The 15803-nt window shown below is 68.8% G+C and carries 12 protein-coding genes and 5 pseudogenes; 9 read left to right on the top strand and 8 right to left on the bottom strand.

Annotated features, from left to right (window positions below; all coding sequences use genetic code 11):
• Positions 1 to 31: 31 nt before the first annotated feature.
• A complete protein-coding gene (locus ACZ5VC_RS26195; RefSeq protein ID WP_469122456.1) occupies positions 32 to 661 on the top strand; it encodes a class I SAM-dependent methyltransferase in 630 nt (209 codons plus the stop codon).
• Positions 662 to 795: 134 nt separating this feature from the next.
• Here ACZ5VC_RS26195 and ACZ5VC_RS26200 read toward each other — a convergent pair.
• Positions 796 to 963, bottom strand: a pseudogene (locus ACZ5VC_RS26200) (IS5-like element ISDge16 family transposase); the annotation flags it as partial.
• 6 nt (positions 964 to 969) lie between these two features.
• On the opposite strand from ACZ5VC_RS26200, the gene ACZ5VC_RS26205 reads away from it, so the two are divergent.
• Together ACZ5VC_RS26205 and ACZ5VC_RS26210 are read left to right on the top strand one after the other, a co-directional pair.
• Entirely contained in the window at positions 970 to 1173 is a 204-nt protein-coding gene (locus ACZ5VC_RS26205; protein WP_469122457.1) for a hypothetical protein, read from the top strand.
• Between the two features lie 464 nt (positions 1174 to 1637).
• Positions 1638 to 1820 carry a hypothetical protein gene (locus ACZ5VC_RS26210; RefSeq protein WP_469122458.1) on the top strand — a complete coding sequence of 61 codons (183 nt, stop codon included), beginning with the start codon at positions 1638 to 1640 and terminating at the stop codon, positions 1818 to 1820.
• Between the two features lie 60 nt (positions 1821 to 1880).
• Here the strand turns inward: ACZ5VC_RS26210 and ACZ5VC_RS26215 are convergent.
• Positions 1881 to 2261 (bottom strand): annotated as a pseudogene (locus ACZ5VC_RS26215) (transposase); the annotation flags it as partial.
• A 208-nt stretch (positions 2262 to 2469) separates the two neighbouring features.
• On the opposite strand from ACZ5VC_RS26215, the gene ACZ5VC_RS26220 reads away from it, so the two are divergent.
• On the top strand, positions 2470 to 3321 hold the full coding sequence (locus ACZ5VC_RS26220; RefSeq protein WP_469122459.1) for an MBL fold metallo-hydrolase: 852 nt from the start codon (positions 2470 to 2472) through the stop codon (positions 3319 to 3321).
• A gap of 38 nt (positions 3322 to 3359) precedes the next feature.
• Here ACZ5VC_RS26220 and ACZ5VC_RS26225 read toward each other — a convergent pair.
• The 3 genes and pseudogenes from ACZ5VC_RS26225 to ACZ5VC_RS26235 form a co-directional block, all read right to left on the bottom strand.
• Positions 3360 to 3735 (bottom strand): annotated as a pseudogene (locus ACZ5VC_RS26225) (IS5 family transposase); the annotation flags it as partial.
• 45 nt (positions 3736 to 3780) lie between these two features.
• Positions 3781 to 4839: a phosphotransferase family protein gene (locus tag ACZ5VC_RS26230; RefSeq protein WP_469122460.1), complete on the bottom strand. Its 1059-nt coding sequence runs from the start codon at positions 4837 to 4839 to the stop codon at positions 3781 to 3783.
• Between the two features lie 136 nt (positions 4840 to 4975).
• Positions 4976 to 5414: pseudogene (locus ACZ5VC_RS26235) on the bottom strand (alpha/beta hydrolase); the annotation flags it as partial.
• Positions 5415 to 5581: 167 nt separating this feature from the next.
• Here ACZ5VC_RS26235 and ACZ5VC_RS26240 point away from each other — a divergent pair.
• From ACZ5VC_RS26240 to ACZ5VC_RS26250, 3 genes and pseudogenes are all read left to right on the top strand, one after another.
• Positions 5582 to 6178: a hypothetical protein gene (locus ACZ5VC_RS26240; RefSeq protein WP_469122461.1), complete on the top strand. Its 597-nt coding sequence runs from the start codon at positions 5582 to 5584 to the stop codon at positions 6176 to 6178.
• Between the two features lie 275 nt (positions 6179 to 6453).
• Positions 6454 to 6581 (top strand): annotated as a pseudogene (locus tag ACZ5VC_RS26245) (pyridoxamine 5'-phosphate oxidase family protein); the annotation flags it as partial.
• 633 nt (positions 6582 to 7214) lie between these two features.
• Positions 7215 to 8591, top strand: coding sequence for a S41 family peptidase (locus ACZ5VC_RS26250; RefSeq protein ID WP_469122462.1), 1377 nt, complete (start codon positions 7215 to 7217; stop codon positions 8589 to 8591).
• 504 nt (positions 8592 to 9095) lie between these two features.
• Here the strand turns inward: ACZ5VC_RS26250 and ACZ5VC_RS26255 are convergent.
• The 3 genes from ACZ5VC_RS26255 to ACZ5VC_RS26265 all read right to left on the bottom strand — a co-directional run bounded on the left by ACZ5VC_RS26255 (position 9096) and on the right by ACZ5VC_RS26265 (position 13854).
• The gene (locus ACZ5VC_RS26255; protein WP_469122463.1) at positions 9096 to 9836 is read right to left on the bottom strand and encodes a class I SAM-dependent methyltransferase; all 741 of its coding nucleotides are present in this window, start codon (positions 9834 to 9836) and stop codon (positions 9096 to 9098) included.
• Positions 9837 to 10179: 343 nt separating this feature from the next.
• A complete protein-coding gene (locus tag ACZ5VC_RS26260; protein WP_469122464.1) occupies positions 10180 to 12258 on the bottom strand; it encodes a SpoIIE family protein phosphatase in 2079 nt (692 codons plus the stop codon).
• 639 nt (positions 12259 to 12897) lie between these two features.
• A complete protein-coding gene (locus ACZ5VC_RS26265; RefSeq protein ID WP_469122465.1) occupies positions 12898 to 13854 on the bottom strand; it encodes an alpha/beta fold hydrolase in 957 nt (318 codons plus the stop codon).
• 127 nt (positions 13855 to 13981) lie between these two features.
• On the opposite strand from ACZ5VC_RS26265, the gene ACZ5VC_RS26270 reads away from it, so the two are divergent.
• Both ACZ5VC_RS26270 and ACZ5VC_RS26275 read left to right on the top strand, forming a co-directional pair.
• Positions 13982 to 14614, top strand: a complete 633-nt coding sequence (locus ACZ5VC_RS26270; RefSeq protein ID WP_469122466.1) for a TetR/AcrR family transcriptional regulator — start codon at positions 13982 to 13984, stop codon at positions 14612 to 14614.
• A 378-nt stretch (positions 14615 to 14992) separates the two neighbouring features.
• Positions 14993 to 15760 (top strand): SDR family NAD(P)-dependent oxidoreductase, encoded by a 768-nt coding sequence (locus tag ACZ5VC_RS26275; protein WP_469122467.1) that lies wholly within the window; start codon positions 14993 to 14995, stop codon positions 15758 to 15760.
• Positions 15761 to 15803: the final 43 nt, after the last annotated feature.

Raw genomic sequence — 15803 nt, forward strand, 5'->3', positions numbered from 1 at the left:
TGCGAACGGCGCGGCTGTTAGTTTCCTTTCCGTGTTGGAACACCAGGACGAGACCAGGGCGGCCTACAACGGGGTCGTCGACCTGTATGCGTCGATGTTCGCTAATCGGTTGGAGACGCAGCCGTTCGCGCGGAACATGATCGGCACCTTCGCCGAGCTCGTGCGTGGCACGGGGAACCTGCGGACAGCCGACGTCGGGTGCGGCCCCGGTCACCTGACGGCCATGCTGCACGACTTGGGGCTGGACGCCTTCGGGCTCGACCTTTCCCCGGCCATGGTCGACCACGCTCGGCGGGCCCATCCGGCGCTGCGGTTCGACGAAGCGCGAATGGAGGACCTGCCGATCGAGGACGGCGCGCTGGGCGGAATGCTCGCCCACTACTCGGTGATCCATACCCCACCTGGAGAATTGCCCGCGCTGCTCGCTGAGCAGGTGCGTGTCCTGGCACCAGGGGGCCTGCTCCTGGTGTCCTTCTTCGGGACCGAGGGGCCGGAGCCGGTACGCTTCGACCACAAGGTGGCGCCCGCCTACAGCTGGCCGGCGGAGCAGTTTGCCGAGTTGCTGGCCGGGGCCGGTCTCGTCACGGTGGCTCGGTTGCTCCACGACCCAGCGTCCGAGCGAGGCTTCCTCGACACCCACTTGCTGGCCCGCCGCCCGTAGAGCGTGGCCCGTGGCCTGGGTCGGGGGTGGCGTAGATCATCCGCGTGGATGGAGCTCGTCCAGGACCTGTCCGGGCGATCAAGTTCGTAGCCAGATGGTGAGAGCTGCCGCGGTCGCGGTGCCGAGGTAGACGCGCCGCGCTTGTCATAGCGTGTGGCGACGGACCGGTGCTGTTTCAGGCGGTTGATCGCTCGTTCGACGGTGTTGCGTTTCTTGTAGCGGGCCTTGTCGAAGCCGGGTGGACGCCCGCCGAGTGAGCCTTTGCGCAGGCCGGGCGGCCTGGCTGTCGGTTTCTCCGGGCATTCGTAGTGCTTTTCGGTGTTCTGGGCGGCCTGGCTCTGCTGCTGATCGTCACGCTCCTGCGCCGCAACGGGAAGCAGACGGAGACGGCCGAGGGACTCCGCATCGAGGAGCAGGCCCGTATGCACGCAGGGCAGGACCGCGCTTCCTTCAACGTCGTGGCCATGCACACCGCGCCGCCCACGGCCAGCGACGCTCACCACCGCCGCTGAGGCCTCAAAACCCTGACGCCCCGGTCACCTGCTGACCGGGGCGTCACGCGTTTCCAACACACCCAAGGCCGAGCCGGTACCAACCTGCCTGATCCGGCACGCCCTGACGGTTGAGAGTTCCCCCTCAGCACTTGAATGTCAAAGTTTCATGATCGGCCGGACAACTCCTGAGCGCCGCATCCTGGCCGATCGGTTTCGATCGGTGCCGGCGTCCACTGAGCATCGCCGGAGGTGACAACCGTCCGGGTCACGAAGGCTCCGGCGGTGCGGCCACCGCAGTGGTGCGAGCAACGTTCTCCCGGAAGGTGGGATTTCCCAGGTCGACAGACTCCTGCTGCCGAGAGATCTGCGCGTCGAGTTGGGCGAGCTTCTCCTCGGCGTGGGCCAGGCCGCTCTGCAAGCCTTCGAGCCCGCCGAGCCAACCTTCCCCTTTCGGTTTCCAAGATGCGCGCGAGCAGGTTGTCGTGGACCTCAACGAGCCGCGGACCTTCCATCGCGTGAACGATGAGGACGGGACAACGGACAGGCGTGTTCATGAGCACAGTCGCTTCGTATGCGCGGTCGCCCAGGGCGAGCTTGCGGCGCTCGAAATTTCTGAGAAACTCGTCCCATTCCTCTGGGGCGACGGTGCGGTATTCCTCGACTGACCGCAGGGCCCGGCGTCAATGTCGAGGCCGATCGAGTCATTCTCCTCGCAGAGCCTCAGGTCAGGTGACTGAGGCCGACGGCTTCGGTTCGTAGAAAGGTTCCGTTCGAAGCATCGCGAAAAAAGCCCGGCGTCTGGCGAGACACAGCAGGGCCTGGAGTGTTGCTTGCCCTGCGCGATCTTCTTGTCGTAGTACGTCCACGATGCCGGGTCGCTCAAAGCGGCGAACGCGGAGAGGAAGAAGGCTCGTTTGAGCTGCTTGTTTCTCCGCCGCGACGGCTGTTCGCCGCGGACGGAGGAGCCCGAGCTCCGGATCGCCGGGGCGAGACCCGCATAGGCGGCGAGGTGGCCGGCGGTCGAGAAGGTACTGCCGTCGCCGGACCTCGATCAGGATCCTGGCTCCGGTCCAGACGCCAGCTACCGGCATCAACGTCAGGATGGGCGCCGAGACGAAACCCCATTGATCGTTCTCACGGAATTTGCGCCTGATCCTGGTGTTCAAACCCGGCACGGGGCTGTCGGCGCCGACCGCGCACCCCTTGTCGCTCACCGAAGCCGAACGTCACGAGTTCTGCGTTTGACGACAGCCCGGCACGGGGCTGCACTGGATTCATGGACGCTGCGGCGAGTCCGTCCTAGGGAGAGCAGCGATGACGGCCATGGATACGTTCAACCTTCTGCAGCCGTACGAGATCGCCGAGGAGACGTTCGTCATCCCGTGGGCCCTCGAGGCCCCGCCGGTCGGCCACTTCCCGATGAACTCGATGGTGATCCGGGGAGCCGAACCGATCCTCGTGGACACCGGGGCGCCCGCAGTCCGCTCCCAGTGGCTGGAGGCAGCATGGTCCGTCGTGGACCCCCTGGACGTACGGTGGATCTTCCTCACCCACGACGACCGCGACCACGCCGGCAACCTCCTGGCGGTCCTCGCCGAATGCCCGAACGCGACCCTGCTGACGACATGGTTCTCCATCGGCCGCATGGCCGAGGAGTGGGAGACCCCCATCAACCGGTGCCGCTTCATGACCGACGGCGACACGATCGACGCGGGCGACCGCACCCTGGTCGCCAAACGACCACCCCTGTACGACAACCCCACAACCCGAGCCCTCTTCGACCCGAAGACCAACGTCCTGTGGGCCGTCGACACCTTCGCCACGAACGTGCCGACCCCCATGCCCGAGATGGCAGCGCTGTCGCCAGACGAATTCCGCGACGGCCAGTTCTTCGGCGGCAGCCTGGTCTCCCCCTGGGTCGCCCTGCTGGACCCCCGAAAGTTCGGGACGGTCGTCACCGACTTCCAACACCTGAACGCCGAGGTCATCGCCGGCTGCCACTGCCCGGTCCTCCGAGGCGCCCAGATCCCCGAGGCCTACGACCTTCTGCGCCAACTCCCCGAAGTCCCACCGTGGGCGGAGTTCACCCAGGCCGACCTGGACCAGTGGATGGCGGTTGCCGAGAGCTCGGTTCCTCCGGAGCAGCCGCGGCCGTCGGGGACGTGAGGTGCGCTGCCGCGCGGCGTTGGGATCTACTGCAAAGATGCCGCCCGTCGGTTCCTTCTGCAGGGCGCCCTCCTTGCGGGCCCCGGCCGCATGCTGGTGGGCGCGGCAGACCGTGGAGTCGAGATCAGGTCCCACGTGATCGCCCCCTTCGCCTCTGCCAGGGCCTGGAGTCGGCTGAGGATCCGGTGCCAGGTGCCGTTCCGCTGCCACCGGCGGAAACAGGTCATAGACCAGGTTCCACGGCCCGTACTCGACCGGGACGTCCCGCCACGGCACACCGGTCCGGACCCGGAACCGTATGCCGTCAATCAACCGCCGCCGAGGCCAGACGGGCGGCCGCCCCGACTTCTTCCCCTTCGGTAACAACGGCTCCAGCACTGCCCACTGCTCGTCCGTGAGATCTCCCCGACCCATGACCTGTGATCATTCACAGCCCAAGATCCACTTTCGACACACGGCCTAGTACCAAGGGCGGGCGTCATGCGTGGGCAGCGGACGCAGTTTCGACCAGCGTTCGAGCAGGCGGCCGGCCAGGGCGGAGCTGAGGCGGCCGACGGCGTGCAGGTGATCGTGGTCGCGGGTCATGTCGGCGACCACGCCCAAGCGGTGGACAAGCCGCTCACGGGCGGAGACGTAGCCCCACTCGAAGTCCTCGGCGGGCACCCGGGCGAGCTGGTCGACCGTCCCGCGGTGGGCCCTCTCGACGAGCGCGTCGCCCTGGATCAGCCAGCCTGCACACGCGTCGGCGAGGTCACCCGGCACGTCCTTCCCAGTGAGGCCGCGCCAGGTGGTTCGGTAGACGTCCTCGACCTCCGTGAGCGGGGCCGCGGTGACCGACATGGCACACCAGCAGGTGGGGAAGCCGATTCGGAAGTAAGCGAGTTCGATCAGGCCGTTGCCGAGCGAGGCCCGCTCGAAGTCGACGAAGCGGACGCCGTCGGCTGTGCGCAGATCATTACCGGGGCAGGGGTCACCGTGCAGCAGCGCATGGTGCGGGGTGGGGTCCAACCGCTCCAGGAGACCGGCGAGTTCATCGGGAACCGTGGACGGTATGGGCACGTCCAGCGCCCTGGCCAGGGTGAGGAAGGACTCCGCGTCGGTCGCCGTGGGACCCGACCAGACCGGTAGTGCGCCGGCGTCGGCGGGCCCGGTCAGTGCGTGCAGCCGGGCGAGCGACTCGGCGTACCCCGGCATCCAGTCGTCCGTCTTGCCGAGGTCGTCCAAGTACTCAAGGACCATCACCCGCGAGGGCAGGTCCGTGGCGAGCACCGTAGGGGCCACGGCGGGCCCGGAGGCCCGCCCCGCCAGGCGCAGCCCGGCCACCTCCCGCGCGAAGCGCGTGTTCGCGTCAGCGCCCGTGTCCCCACCGTCGGTGATCTGCTTGACGATCACCAGCCGCCGGTCGGCCAGCCGCACCCGCCACACCAGTGACCGCGGACTGCTGTCCAGGAGTTTGGCCTGCTTGGGGGTGCCCACGGTGGAAAGCAGCGCCTCATTGAACGGAACACGGTTCAGCATGCCGACGAGCGTAGCCTTAGCTTCGCACGCGCGAGCGAGCGCCCTGGCCCCGCCGAAGTCCTGCTAGGGCTGGTGCTAGAAGTAGCGTCGTCCGCCCGAAGGGTGGGGCAGGCGGGACTTCCAAAACACGCCCTGGTGCTGCGAGTTCACCCAGGGCTCGGGCCGCCGGTGCCGGGGCGACCAGCCACTTCAGGTGGCTGCCCTCAAGGGTGCGGACGACATACGGGTCGTCCGGCCTCAGGGCGTTGCCCTCGCGGATCAGCCGGTCTTGTAGGGCGAGCGGCAGGGTCGTGTCGTCGGCCAAGCGGACGTCGGTCTTCGGGATATGGCCCCAGGTCTCGGCCTGTGACGGTCTGCGGAGCTGTCGACGTCCAGGTTTTCGTCGGGCTGGAAGGTGTTCAGAAGGTCAGAACTCCTCGTCGGTGCCGTCAGCGAGGAAGGCCGCGAGGGCGTCCGGATTCGCGGTGCGGAAGTTGACGCCGGAGCACACCGAGTTCGGCCGGGTTCCCGGCCAGCGCCAGGCCCAGGGAAACGGCGTCAGCCGTGGCCATCTCCGGCTCGGCGTAATAGTCGTTACGTCGAGATCGACAGATGGCGCCCGATCACAGCGGCTCCTCCCACCATGGCACCAGACAGCGCACCGACCAGCACAGCGCATTCCCGTGAATTGCTCTGGATCGCGCTGACGGGACTGGGGCGAGCGCGGGAGCGTTGGAGGCGAGCACCTGGGCATACGAGGTCCATGTCCGGAGACCACGCACGTCCCCCGAACCGCCTCTTCCGTTCCGCCCCCGACCCCCAGACGCCCCTGCACGGAGCGAGGCACGGGCGTCGCGAAGGGCTCGGCAGGCGACTGCGCCGCAGGATCCTCGCGTACCGCGACATCGAGTTTCTCTCCACCCGCATCCCCGGCTACCCCGCTCCCGGGCAGGAGTGCTTGCTCTTGGTCCACGTCCGCAAGGTCGTCGGCCAGATCGACTACCGGATCTGCACCCTCTGCGGTGAGGGTGTGATCACCGGCGTCGACATCGACGGGCACTTCCTCTCCAGCGGGCTCGGCACCCGGGCCCTGTCGCACCTGGCATCCCGCCACCCGGGCATCACCTGGCGCAGCCCCCTGACACTGCGCACCACACGCGACCTGCTGCGCCGCATGCGCATTCCCGCTCCCTCGGCCGACGCCGTGTGTGAGCACACTCGCGCCATTTCGGACTCGCTGCAACCGGCCGGCTTACGCATACCTGCGCACCTCACGTGTCCGTTGCAGCGGCGGGGCGCTCGCGGCGCTGCCCCTGCCTGCCCCCCATTCAGCCGGCGGCTGCGCCCGGGCACGCGCTGAACCGGGGCACACCCCCCACGCTCAGGTCCAGGCGGAGCCGCTTGAACCGCAGCGGGTGGCGGAAGACTCCGCCGAGGTCAACGGACGTGTCGGCGCTGATCTCTGCGACCAGCTCGGACCAAGGTCGTATGCAGGACGTCGTGTGACCCCCACGCGGAGGCGAACCCCAGGCCCGTCCAGGGATGCCCGGGGTCGGCCGTGGTCAGGTTCCCACCGAGCAGATGCGTTGCCCGGGGACGCAGCGGGACCGTGCGGCCCGCGACACCACAGGCCGGCTGCGCCCACTCCTCGCCGAACCCCATATCGCCGCCCTCGACGTGAGCGCGGGCGGTGACCGCCCCGCTGGACGGTACCGATCTGGAATCACTACTCCCCTGGCGGCGACGTCTGGATCACGACCGGGTCCCCCACAGCGTGAGCTCTGGCAGCCAGAAGCCATCTCCCGACGACGGTGGTACCCCGCCCAGGCCCCGCCATCCGACGTTCGGGGGCGAGTGGAACCGTGCCGCGAGGACCGCGGGGCTGGCTCACACGCCGAACAGCGTTCTGCGGACTTACAGCTTGCAGCAGGGTCATCCGCCGGAGGACGGTACGCCTTTCTCCGAACCCCGGCACTGTCGGCCACGCTGACGTCCAGGCGCAGCCGTACGAAGCGCAGCGGGTGTCTCCACGCGCTTTGGCGACGGCTACCACGACAAGACCACCACCCGCCTGCTCAACGAGACCGGCGGACGTGGAGCCGATACGCCGCTGGAAACCACACAAGCGCACCAGCAGGTTGGCTTCCACGGGGAACTGGTGACAGGTGCATACGAGAGCCCACCAGTAGCGCGGAATGGTCCGCGCTGGTCGGTCCCTCGACGCGACGGCCCCCAGGTACTGCCGGTAGCGGGGGGCCTGGCCCCACCCCCGATCAACCGGGTAGCGGGGGGCTGGCCCCACCCCCGATCAACCGGACAGCCGGATGGCCGGGAGAACGGCGTGTCGGCGACCGTGGGGCTGTACCGAGCAAGTCGCCTACAGAGAAGACAAGATCGTGCACATTGTCACGGCCACCGCCGTCGCACTGGCCCTCGCCGGCGGAACCGCGCCGGCCGCCACCGCCCACCAGCCGACCACCGACGGAACCTGGCGCATGGACGGTTACGGCACAGTGCTTTCCATCCGGAACGGAACCTTCCAGGAGTACCAGACCACCGCCGTCAGCTGCCTCAAGGGCGACTCCGCGCAGCGGACCGGCCCCGGCACCTACACCACGCCCGACGGCACTGTCCTCACCGTGCGCACCCAACAAGGCCGCGACCGCGTGTCCATGCGGGTGGACGGCTCCGTCGGCGACCGGAACCTGCGCCGGATCCCGAAGTTCCCCGAGGCCTGCACGCGTCCGGCCCCGAAGGGTCCGCTCGCCGCCTTTGACGTCTTCTGGCAGTCCTTCGAGGAGAACTACCCCTTCTTTTCCGCCAAGGGCATCGACTGGCACGCCGTACGCGACCAATACCGGCCCAAGGTGCATGCGAAGACGACCAAGGACGAGCTCTACGCCGTCTTCAGCGAGATGGTCAAGCCGCTCTACGACTCCCACGTTGCCGTTCAGGACGGCGACCGCGTCTTCGCACAGGTTCGCCCCGGCACCGTCCCGCCCACTGAGAAGTTGGACACCAAGGTCAAAAAGTTCATCGTGGCGCACGACCTGAAGGACGCCCGAAACGTCCAGGACTTCGCAAACGGGCGGATCACCTACGCCGACCTCCCCGGCGGGCAGGGGTATTTGCGGATCTCCGGGTTCGGCGGGTACGCGGGCAAGGGAGCCCCCTACGCCGCCCAACTGGCCGAGCTGGACAGGGCGCTGGACACGGTCCTCAGCCAGGAGCGCACCCAGCGCCTGAAGGGCCTGGTCATCGACCTGCGAATCAATGGCGGCGGCTCCGACGCCCTGGGAGTCCACATCGCCGAGCGTCTCACCGACACCCCCTACCTCGCCTACTCCAAGCGGGCCCGCAACGATCCCGCCGACCCCACCCGGCACACTCGCCCCCAGCCTGTGTATGTCACGCCCGTCCAGGGCCCCCGTTACACCGGGCCGGTCGCCGTGCTGACCGGCGGCTCGACCGTCAGCGCCGGGGAGACCTTCACCCAGGCCCTCATGGACCGGCCCGGCAAGACGGTCCGGATCGGGCAGCCCACACAGGGCGTCTTCTCGGACGTCATGCTGCGCAAGCTCCCCAACGGCATGGCGGCCTGGCTGCCGAACGAGGAGTTCCTGACCCGCTCGGGCAGGACCTTCGACGGCACGGGCATTCCGCCGCACCTCACTGAGCCGGTCTTCACCAAAGAGGAGTTCGACAAGAAGAGGGACTCGGCCTTCGACAGGGCTCTGAACGTCCTGCGGAACTACGGCGGCACCACAGGCTGACACAGGAGCAGCGGGACTGCGGGACAAACCCGATGGAGATCACGGAGCGCCACTCCACGCTCAGCAGACCGACATCTGGCGACAGTTGATGACGCGAGCCCACCGGTACTCGGCCAGTCGTTGAGCCAGCCGGGCAAACGGAGCACTGCGAAGCCCCGGGCAAGGATGCCCGGGGCTTTGAGCCGCCTCGACGTCAGCTGGGCAGCTCTGTGTCGAAGGACTCAATCACCGCGTACCAGACCCGGTGCACACGTGCAGGTGGCCTTGAACTTGTAGTCGTCCGACTGGAACTTGACGCCGGTGCTCTTGACGTCGTTCTTCGTGAGCTGGACGCGCGCGGCCTTCTATGGGCGACCACCGGCTGACCAGAGCTTCGCCGTACGGCAGCCAGCTCGGTGAGCTCGCGGCATGACCATCGTCGGGGGCAGTCGCCCCAGGAAGGCCGGTCAGCGGTCCAGGTCCTGTCCGGCGAGGGGATGCCTTCACGTCTCGGCGCGGCGGAACTTACGGTTTGTGGGTTACCCAGAGCAGTTCCGCCGGCCAGCGGTGTGCCCAGTCGGGTGGGTCGGTTTCGTTGTAGCCGTTGGGTGTTCCGAGTTCGGGCCGCGGCTCGATGAGGTCGTCGATGATGAGACCCGCGCCGCGCAGGACCTTGACCCAGTCGCCGTAGGTGAGCTGATAGCTGGTCGCGCCGTCGTCTTCGGCGATGGTGTTCAGCCCGAAGTAGTCCTGCTGCAGCGTCGTGGTCACGCGGCTGGCGGCTTCGTCGTAGCAAGCTTCGAACCATGGGCTGGCGACGTTGAACACCAGGCGCCCACCTCGGCCCAAGACGCGTGCGGCCTGCGGGACGGCCAGGTGCGGGGGCGCCCAGCTGAGCCCACCGAAGTCGCAGAACACCAGGTCGAAGCTGTCGGCAGCGAAGGGGAGTTGTTCGGCGGCGCCTTGCACGAGCGGGTAGCGGGCCGCTCCCATCGCGCGGGCCGCTGCGGCGAGTTGGGCTTCGGACAGGTCGAGCCCGACCACGGTGGCGCCCTCGGCGGCGAGCGCCCTGGACCACTGGCCGGCGCCGCAGCCGAGTTCGAGGACGCGCTTGCCGGTGACGTCGCCCAGGGCGCGCAGGTGCGCGTCGGGGATGGAGTACATGCCCCACAGCCGGGGTGTGGCGCCGATTTGCGGGTCGTGCTTGTGCTGGTAGGCGCTGCTGATCTGGTTCCAGAGCCGCCGGTTGGCGGGGATGCTGTCCACGTGCCGACTCCAGCACTGCCTGCCGGGGGCGGTCAACACGATTGGGGCACTGGCCGGCCCTCGCCTCGGTCCGGCCCTGGTCGGCCCATGATCCGCCGGAGGAGGCCTGGTGCGGACAGGTGGGCCAGGCCGGTTTCCAGCATGATGCGGTCGACGGCCCACGGTTACGTCCAGTTCCCCCACGGATCCGCGAAGAGGGGCCTGAACGCCATCCGCTCAGGTCCCTCACGCATACCCACCGGCCGGCCGGAAGCCGAGCGCGCCTCAGACAGGCTGTCCGGGCGTGGACACAGGGTCTAGCGGCTGCCGCGGTCAGGGGAGGCGCGGATGGACGGGGGGTGCGTCAACGTGCGGGCGGGACTTGCGCGATGAGGATCGCGACGTCGTCGTGGTCGTCAGGGTGCCGCAGGGCGTGCAGGAGCCAGTGGCAGGTGGCGTTCAGAGGCCGGGGTGGTTCGTCGAGGGTGTGCAGGAGGGTGTTGAGGCGTTCATCGATGGGGTGGTGGCGGGTTTCAACTAGTCCGTCGGTGTAGAGGATGAGCCGGTCGCCGGGGTTGAGGTCGAAGGTGGTGGTGTGGAAGGGGACGCCGCCGACGCCGAGGGGCACGCCGGTGGGCAGGTCGAGCAGTTGGGGGTGGCGGCCGGCCGCGGCGAGGACGGGTGGGAGGTGTCCGGCGCTGGCGATGCGGCATTGGTGGTTGAGCGGGTCGTAGACGGCGTAGATGCAGGTGGCGATGTAGTGCTCGAGTCCGTGGGTGATCTTGTCGAGGTGTTGGAGGATCTCGTGGGGCGCCAGGTCGAGGTCGGCGAAGGCGCATGTGGCGGTGCGCAGTCGTCCCATGGTGGCGGCGGCGTCGATGCCATTGCCCATGACGTCACCGACCACCAGGGCGGTCTTCTCGTCAGCGAGCGGGACGACGTCGTACCAGTCGCCTCCGATCTCGTGGGATGCCTGGGCGGGCTGGTAGAGCGAGGCGACCTCCAGGCCTGCGAGCGCGGGCGGGTGGCTGGGCAGGAGGCTGCGCTGGAGGGTTTCGGCGGTGTTGCGGACGCTCTGGTGCCAGCGGGCGTTGTCGATGGCGAAGGCGGCGCGGGTGGCCAGCTCCACGGCGAGGAGTGCATCGTCCTCGTCGAAGGGGAGCGGGTTGCGGGCGCGCAGCAGGTCGAGGGCGCCGAGGACCTCGTTGCGGGCGATCAGGGGCACCGCGAGGTAGGAGTGCACGCCGGCCTCGGCGAAGGCGGCCGCGCCGTGGGGGTCGGAGGCGATGTGCCGGAGATCGTCGCCGCTGGCGTGGGCGACGACGATGGGCTGTCCGGTGTGGACGCATCGGGTGATCAACCGGTCCGCGCCGTACGCCGCGAGGTCGCCGACCTTCAGGGCGGCGGTCGCGTGGGTGGGGTAAGCGGCGGCCACAGCCAGCGCCCGGAACAGCTCCGGGCCCGGCTCGTGGGAGGGCGTCGTGCGACGAAAGGCCAGGACGTCGTCGAGGACATCGACCGCGGCGACATCCGCGAGGTCGGGCACGGCGACCTCGACCAGCTCCCGGGCGGTCGTCTCCACCTCCAGAGTGGTGCCGACGCGGGCGGAGGCGTCGGCGATCAGCGCCAGGCGGCGCCGGGCCAGGTCCGCCTCAGTTGCGGCCCGATGGCGTTCGCTGACATCCACCACCGAGTTCGCCACCCCGATCACCCGACCACTGGCCCCCTCGAGCCGGTAGTACGACACCGACCAGGCATGATCATGATCAGGGTCCGCAGGGGTACGGCCGACGGTGTACTGGTCGATCAGCGGAGTGCCGGTGAGCAGCACCTGGCGCAGCGCGGACTCGATGGTCTCCACGTCGAGGAAGGTCAGGATGTCGCGGGGGTGCCGACCTATGTGATCGGCGGCCGGAATTCCGTTGATGCGCTCGAGAGCCGGGTTGACCAGCAGGTAGCGCAGGTCGGGGTCCAGCATGGCAATGCCGATGGGCGCCTGCGAGACCAGGCGCTCGGACAGGGCCAGGTCGGTCTCCACTCGCTGAAGCGTGCTCTGGTCTGCGGCGATGCCCAGGGCGTAGACGTCGCCGAGGTCGTCCAGCAGCCGCATGTTGCGGAACTCCACCAGGCGCGTGCCGCCGTCCTTGTGCCGGATCGGGAACGCACCGGCCCAGCTCGCCCCGGTGCTCATCACCTCGGCGAACAGCTTGACCACCAGGTCCTGGTGTTCTTCGCGAACCAGTAGGTGCGCCGCGTACTGGCCCAGGGCCTCCTCAGCGGTGTAACCGAACACTTCATCGGCCTGCGGGCTCCAGAACACGATCCGCCCACGCGTGTCCAGCACGACCGCGGCCACACTGAGCAGATCGAGCAGCCCTCCCGGCGGAGACGGCCCCGCGCGGCGGTCCCGCTCCTCTCCCGAGGGCGGCTCGTGTGCAGCCATCTCAAAGTCTCCCTCCGCAGCGCGGCACTGGGACCGCGCCATTTGAGGGCTCTCTTCCATGCTGCTCCCAAACCCGCTGATGCACGATCCAGCGGCCAGCTCCGCGCAGCAGGCGCCCGACACTGCGGGCCGGCCACCAGATCTCCGAGGTCGTAACAATGCACGATCACGCGTTGAGCCCGGGCAGAGCGCCCCATGTCCACGGGCTCTGCGTAAAGGACGGGCCTCAACGAGACGAGGGGATGTTGCCAAGGTAACGACCGGATCATTCGACTGTCACCCGCAGCACCCCATGGGTCTCGCGGCCTGTGACAAGCACATTTATCGCGGCGCTCAGACTTCAGGGATACGAACTCCCGTTAGACTCGATCTTGCATGATGGTCCGTCAGCATCCTGACGGACCCTTTCCGTTCGTTTGAGGTGGGCTCCTCTGCGCGGAGGCGGGCTGGTGCCCAGGCTGTCGCGTCGGGCGGGCCGGTTCCACGGCTCCGGGTGGTGCAGGCTCGCCAAGGGACAGGGCAGCGCTGCTGGTCAGCCGGGGTTCGGGAGGGTTTCGAGCCGCTGGATCGCTGTGGTGATGTGATCGGTCCAGGACCAGTGCGCGGTGAGGCCGCGAGCGGCTTCGGTGACACTCACGACTACGCGTCGATGGTCCTGCGGTTCGCGGCCGGGTCGAGGGAGTCGACGTCCTCCATGAACCTCAGCATCCGGGAGTTGACCATGTCGGGGTGGTCGATCTGCGGGCCGTGGCCCGTCGCGGCGATGATCTCGGCGCGGGCTCCGGGGATGAGGCGCGGTACTCGCTCCAGCTGGCGCTGCGGGTGCACGAGCAGGCTGCGCTTGCCGAGGACGAGGTAGAGCGGGGTACGGATGGAGCGCAGCACGTCCTCGGCCAGCGGCAGCGGCGCGGGGCGGCGGATCCGGAAGGCCCGGACGCCGGTCTGAACCATTGCGCGCAGCTCAGGGACGACGAGTACGGGTTGTTCCAGCCAGGCGGCAAGGCGGGGGCGCAGTGCCTTGGGGGCGAAGCTGGCGAAGAGGCTGACGAAGACCCAGGCGAAGAAGCGCAGGCCCACCTTCTCCAGGCCGCCCGGATCGAGGAGGGTGACTGACGCGAGCCGTTCGGGTCGGCGGTGTGCCTGGTTCAGCACCAGCCAGCCGCCGTAGGAGGAGCCGACGAGGTGGACCTGGTCGAGGCCGAGTGCGTCGAGCGCCTCGTCGAGCCACTGGGCGGCGCGCTCGGGCTGCCACATGGGTTCGCGGTGGACGCTGCGGCCGGGGTCGCCGGGGGTGTCGAGCGCGTACGCAGGGCGCTCGTCGCTCAGTGCGGGGGTGTTGGGGTACCACTGGGCGGAGCAGCCACCGGCACCGTGGATGAGGACGACCGGCGTGCGGGACCCGGCTGCAGGGTCCGCGGGGCCGTAGCGGTAGACGTGCGTGGTGCCGAAGCTGGTCTCGACGTCCGTCTCGGAGTGGGCGGGCGCACCCATTGCGTAAACGGCGTCGCAGGCGGCGAAGTACCGGTCGCGCAGCTCGTCGTTCACGTAGCGGCCGATGTCGCGCCGTGCGCGGGTTCGTGCGGCGTTCTCGGGCACGGGGCACCTCCGGGGAAGATCCGTTCTTCGTAATACGACCGTACCACAACAATGATACGGCGGTACCATGAAAAGATGCGGGCCGCGCGGCCCGCGGACTCACCACCGACGGACGGAGATACAGCCCATGCCCAAGCGGGTGGACCACGAGGAACGGCGGGCCCAGATCGCCGAGGCGCTCATCCGGGTTGCCGGACGGCGCGGACTGCACGCGGTCGGGATGCGCGACGTGGCGGCCGAGGCAGGGGTCTCGCTCCGCCTCGTGCAGTACTACTTCCAGACCAAGGAGAAGCTGCTCTTCCACGGGCTCCAGCACCTGACCGACCGGTTCACCGCTCGTGTGGGCGCCCGCCTCGCCGCCGGCTCCGAGCCGGGCCCGCGCGCGACCATCGAGGCGCTGCTGCTGGCCTCCCTGCCGACGGACGATGAAGGCCGCACCTTCCACCTCCTCTACACCTCGTACTCCCTGCTGTCCGTCACCGACAAGGGACTGGCCGCCCAGCCCTTCATCGACAATCCCGACGCCGCGGAAGACGTCTTGACCGGCCTGCTGCGGCAGGCACAGGAAGCCGGCCTGGCCGACCCCGGCGTCGACGCACGGATCGAGGCGATCAGCCTGCTCGCCATGACGGCGACCATGGGCACCAGCATCCTCGTGGGCCAGCGGAAGCCCGAATCGGCCATCGCCGTGCTCCACCACCACTTGGACCGGATCTTCACCGTCCCCAAGCCCGCCGCGCAGGGCGACGGCCAGCCGTGACCCTCATGTCCCGTCCCGTCCCGGTCCGCCGCCCGATCGCCGCCATATGGCAGGCACGCCAGGCCCGTAACCAAGGCGCTGTCCCGAACTCGTCGACGACCTCGTCGGTACCCACAACTTCTGTGTGAAGTGCGGTGAGGCGGCCTGCTGTGCCTGGGCGACCTCATTTCACCGCGCGTCCGCCACGCCGAGCGAGGCGCGGCCGAGCAGCAACCGGCGTGCCAGTGTGGAGCGGTTGAGCGCGTACGCGCTGATCATCACCCCGGGATCCTCTCCTATCGTGGAGTGCGACAGTGGTCAGCCGCTCATATCCGCTCCATGTAGAGAAGATTTGAGTAGGAGACCGATCAGGATGTACCGCGAGAGAGGGCTCCCTTCATGAATCCATCGGCCACCGGCCGCCGCGTTCTGGTCAGCGGGGCCTCCCGGGGGCTTGGCCGCGCCGTCTCCAGGGCGTTCGCCGCGAACGGCGACCGTGTCGCCGTTCATTACGGGTCGCGCGAGGATGAAGCGCGGCTGACCCTGGAGTCCCTGGAAGGTGAGGGACACGGGCTCGTCGGGGGCGATCTTTCTGATCCGGCCGGAGCCGCGGCGGTGGAGTCGGCGGCGGCCCAACTCCTCGGCGGTGTGGATGTGCTGGTGAACAACGCGGCCGTGAATCTGCGCCATCCGCTCCCCGAGACCTCGTACGACGAGTGGGTGGACGTCTGGCAGCGGCACGTCACGGTGAATCTGCTGGCGACGTCTCATCTCAGCTACCTGGCCGGCCGCCGCATGATCGAGCAGGGGACGGGCGGACGGATCGTCAACATCGGTTCGCGCGGCGCGTTCAAGGGCGAGCCGGATCACCCCGCGTACGGTGCGACGAAGGCGGCGGTACACGCGCTCGGTCAGTCGCTCGCCGTCTCGCTCGCGCCGTACGGCATCGGTGTCGCGTCCGTCGCTCCTGGTTTCTTCGACACCGAGCGGGTGGCGTCCCGGCTGAGCGGAGCGGAGGGCGAGGCGATCCGGGCGCAGAGCCCGTTCGGCCGGGTGGCTGAGGCCGACGAGATCGCAGCGGCGGTCCTTTGGCTGGCATCGCCGCAGGCGGAGTGGACGTCGGGGGCGGTCCTGGACCTGAACGGCGCCTCGTACCTCCGCACCTGACGAGCGGATCGCGGCTCCGAAGCAGGATTGCGGGGCGGGGCGG

Source organism: Streptomyces sp. NPDC033174, from assembly GCF_055577795.1.

Coding starts and splice junctions, on each gene's coding strand:
- ACZ5VC_RS26220 (WP_469122459.1), top strand. CDS start 2,470: ATGACGGCCATGGATACGTTCAACCTTCTGCAGCCGTACGAGATCGCC.
- ACZ5VC_RS26270 (WP_469122466.1), top strand. CDS start 13,982: ATGCCCAAGCGGGTGGACCACGAGGAACGGCGGGCCCAGATCGCCGAG.
- ACZ5VC_RS26275 (WP_469122467.1), top strand. CDS start 14,993: ATGAATCCATCGGCCACCGGCCGCCGCGTTCTGGTCAGCGGGGCCTCC.
- ACZ5VC_RS26230 (WP_469122460.1), bottom strand. CDS start 4,839: ATGCTGAACCGTGTTCCGTTCAATGAGGCGCTGCTTTCCACCGTGGGC.
- ACZ5VC_RS26260 (WP_469122464.1), bottom strand. CDS start 12,258: ATGGCTGCACACGAGCCGCCCTCGGGAGAGGAGCGGGACCGCCGCGCG.
- ACZ5VC_RS26240 (WP_469122461.1), top strand. CDS start 5,582: ATGTCCGGAGACCACGCACGTCCCCCGAACCGCCTCTTCCGTTCCGCC.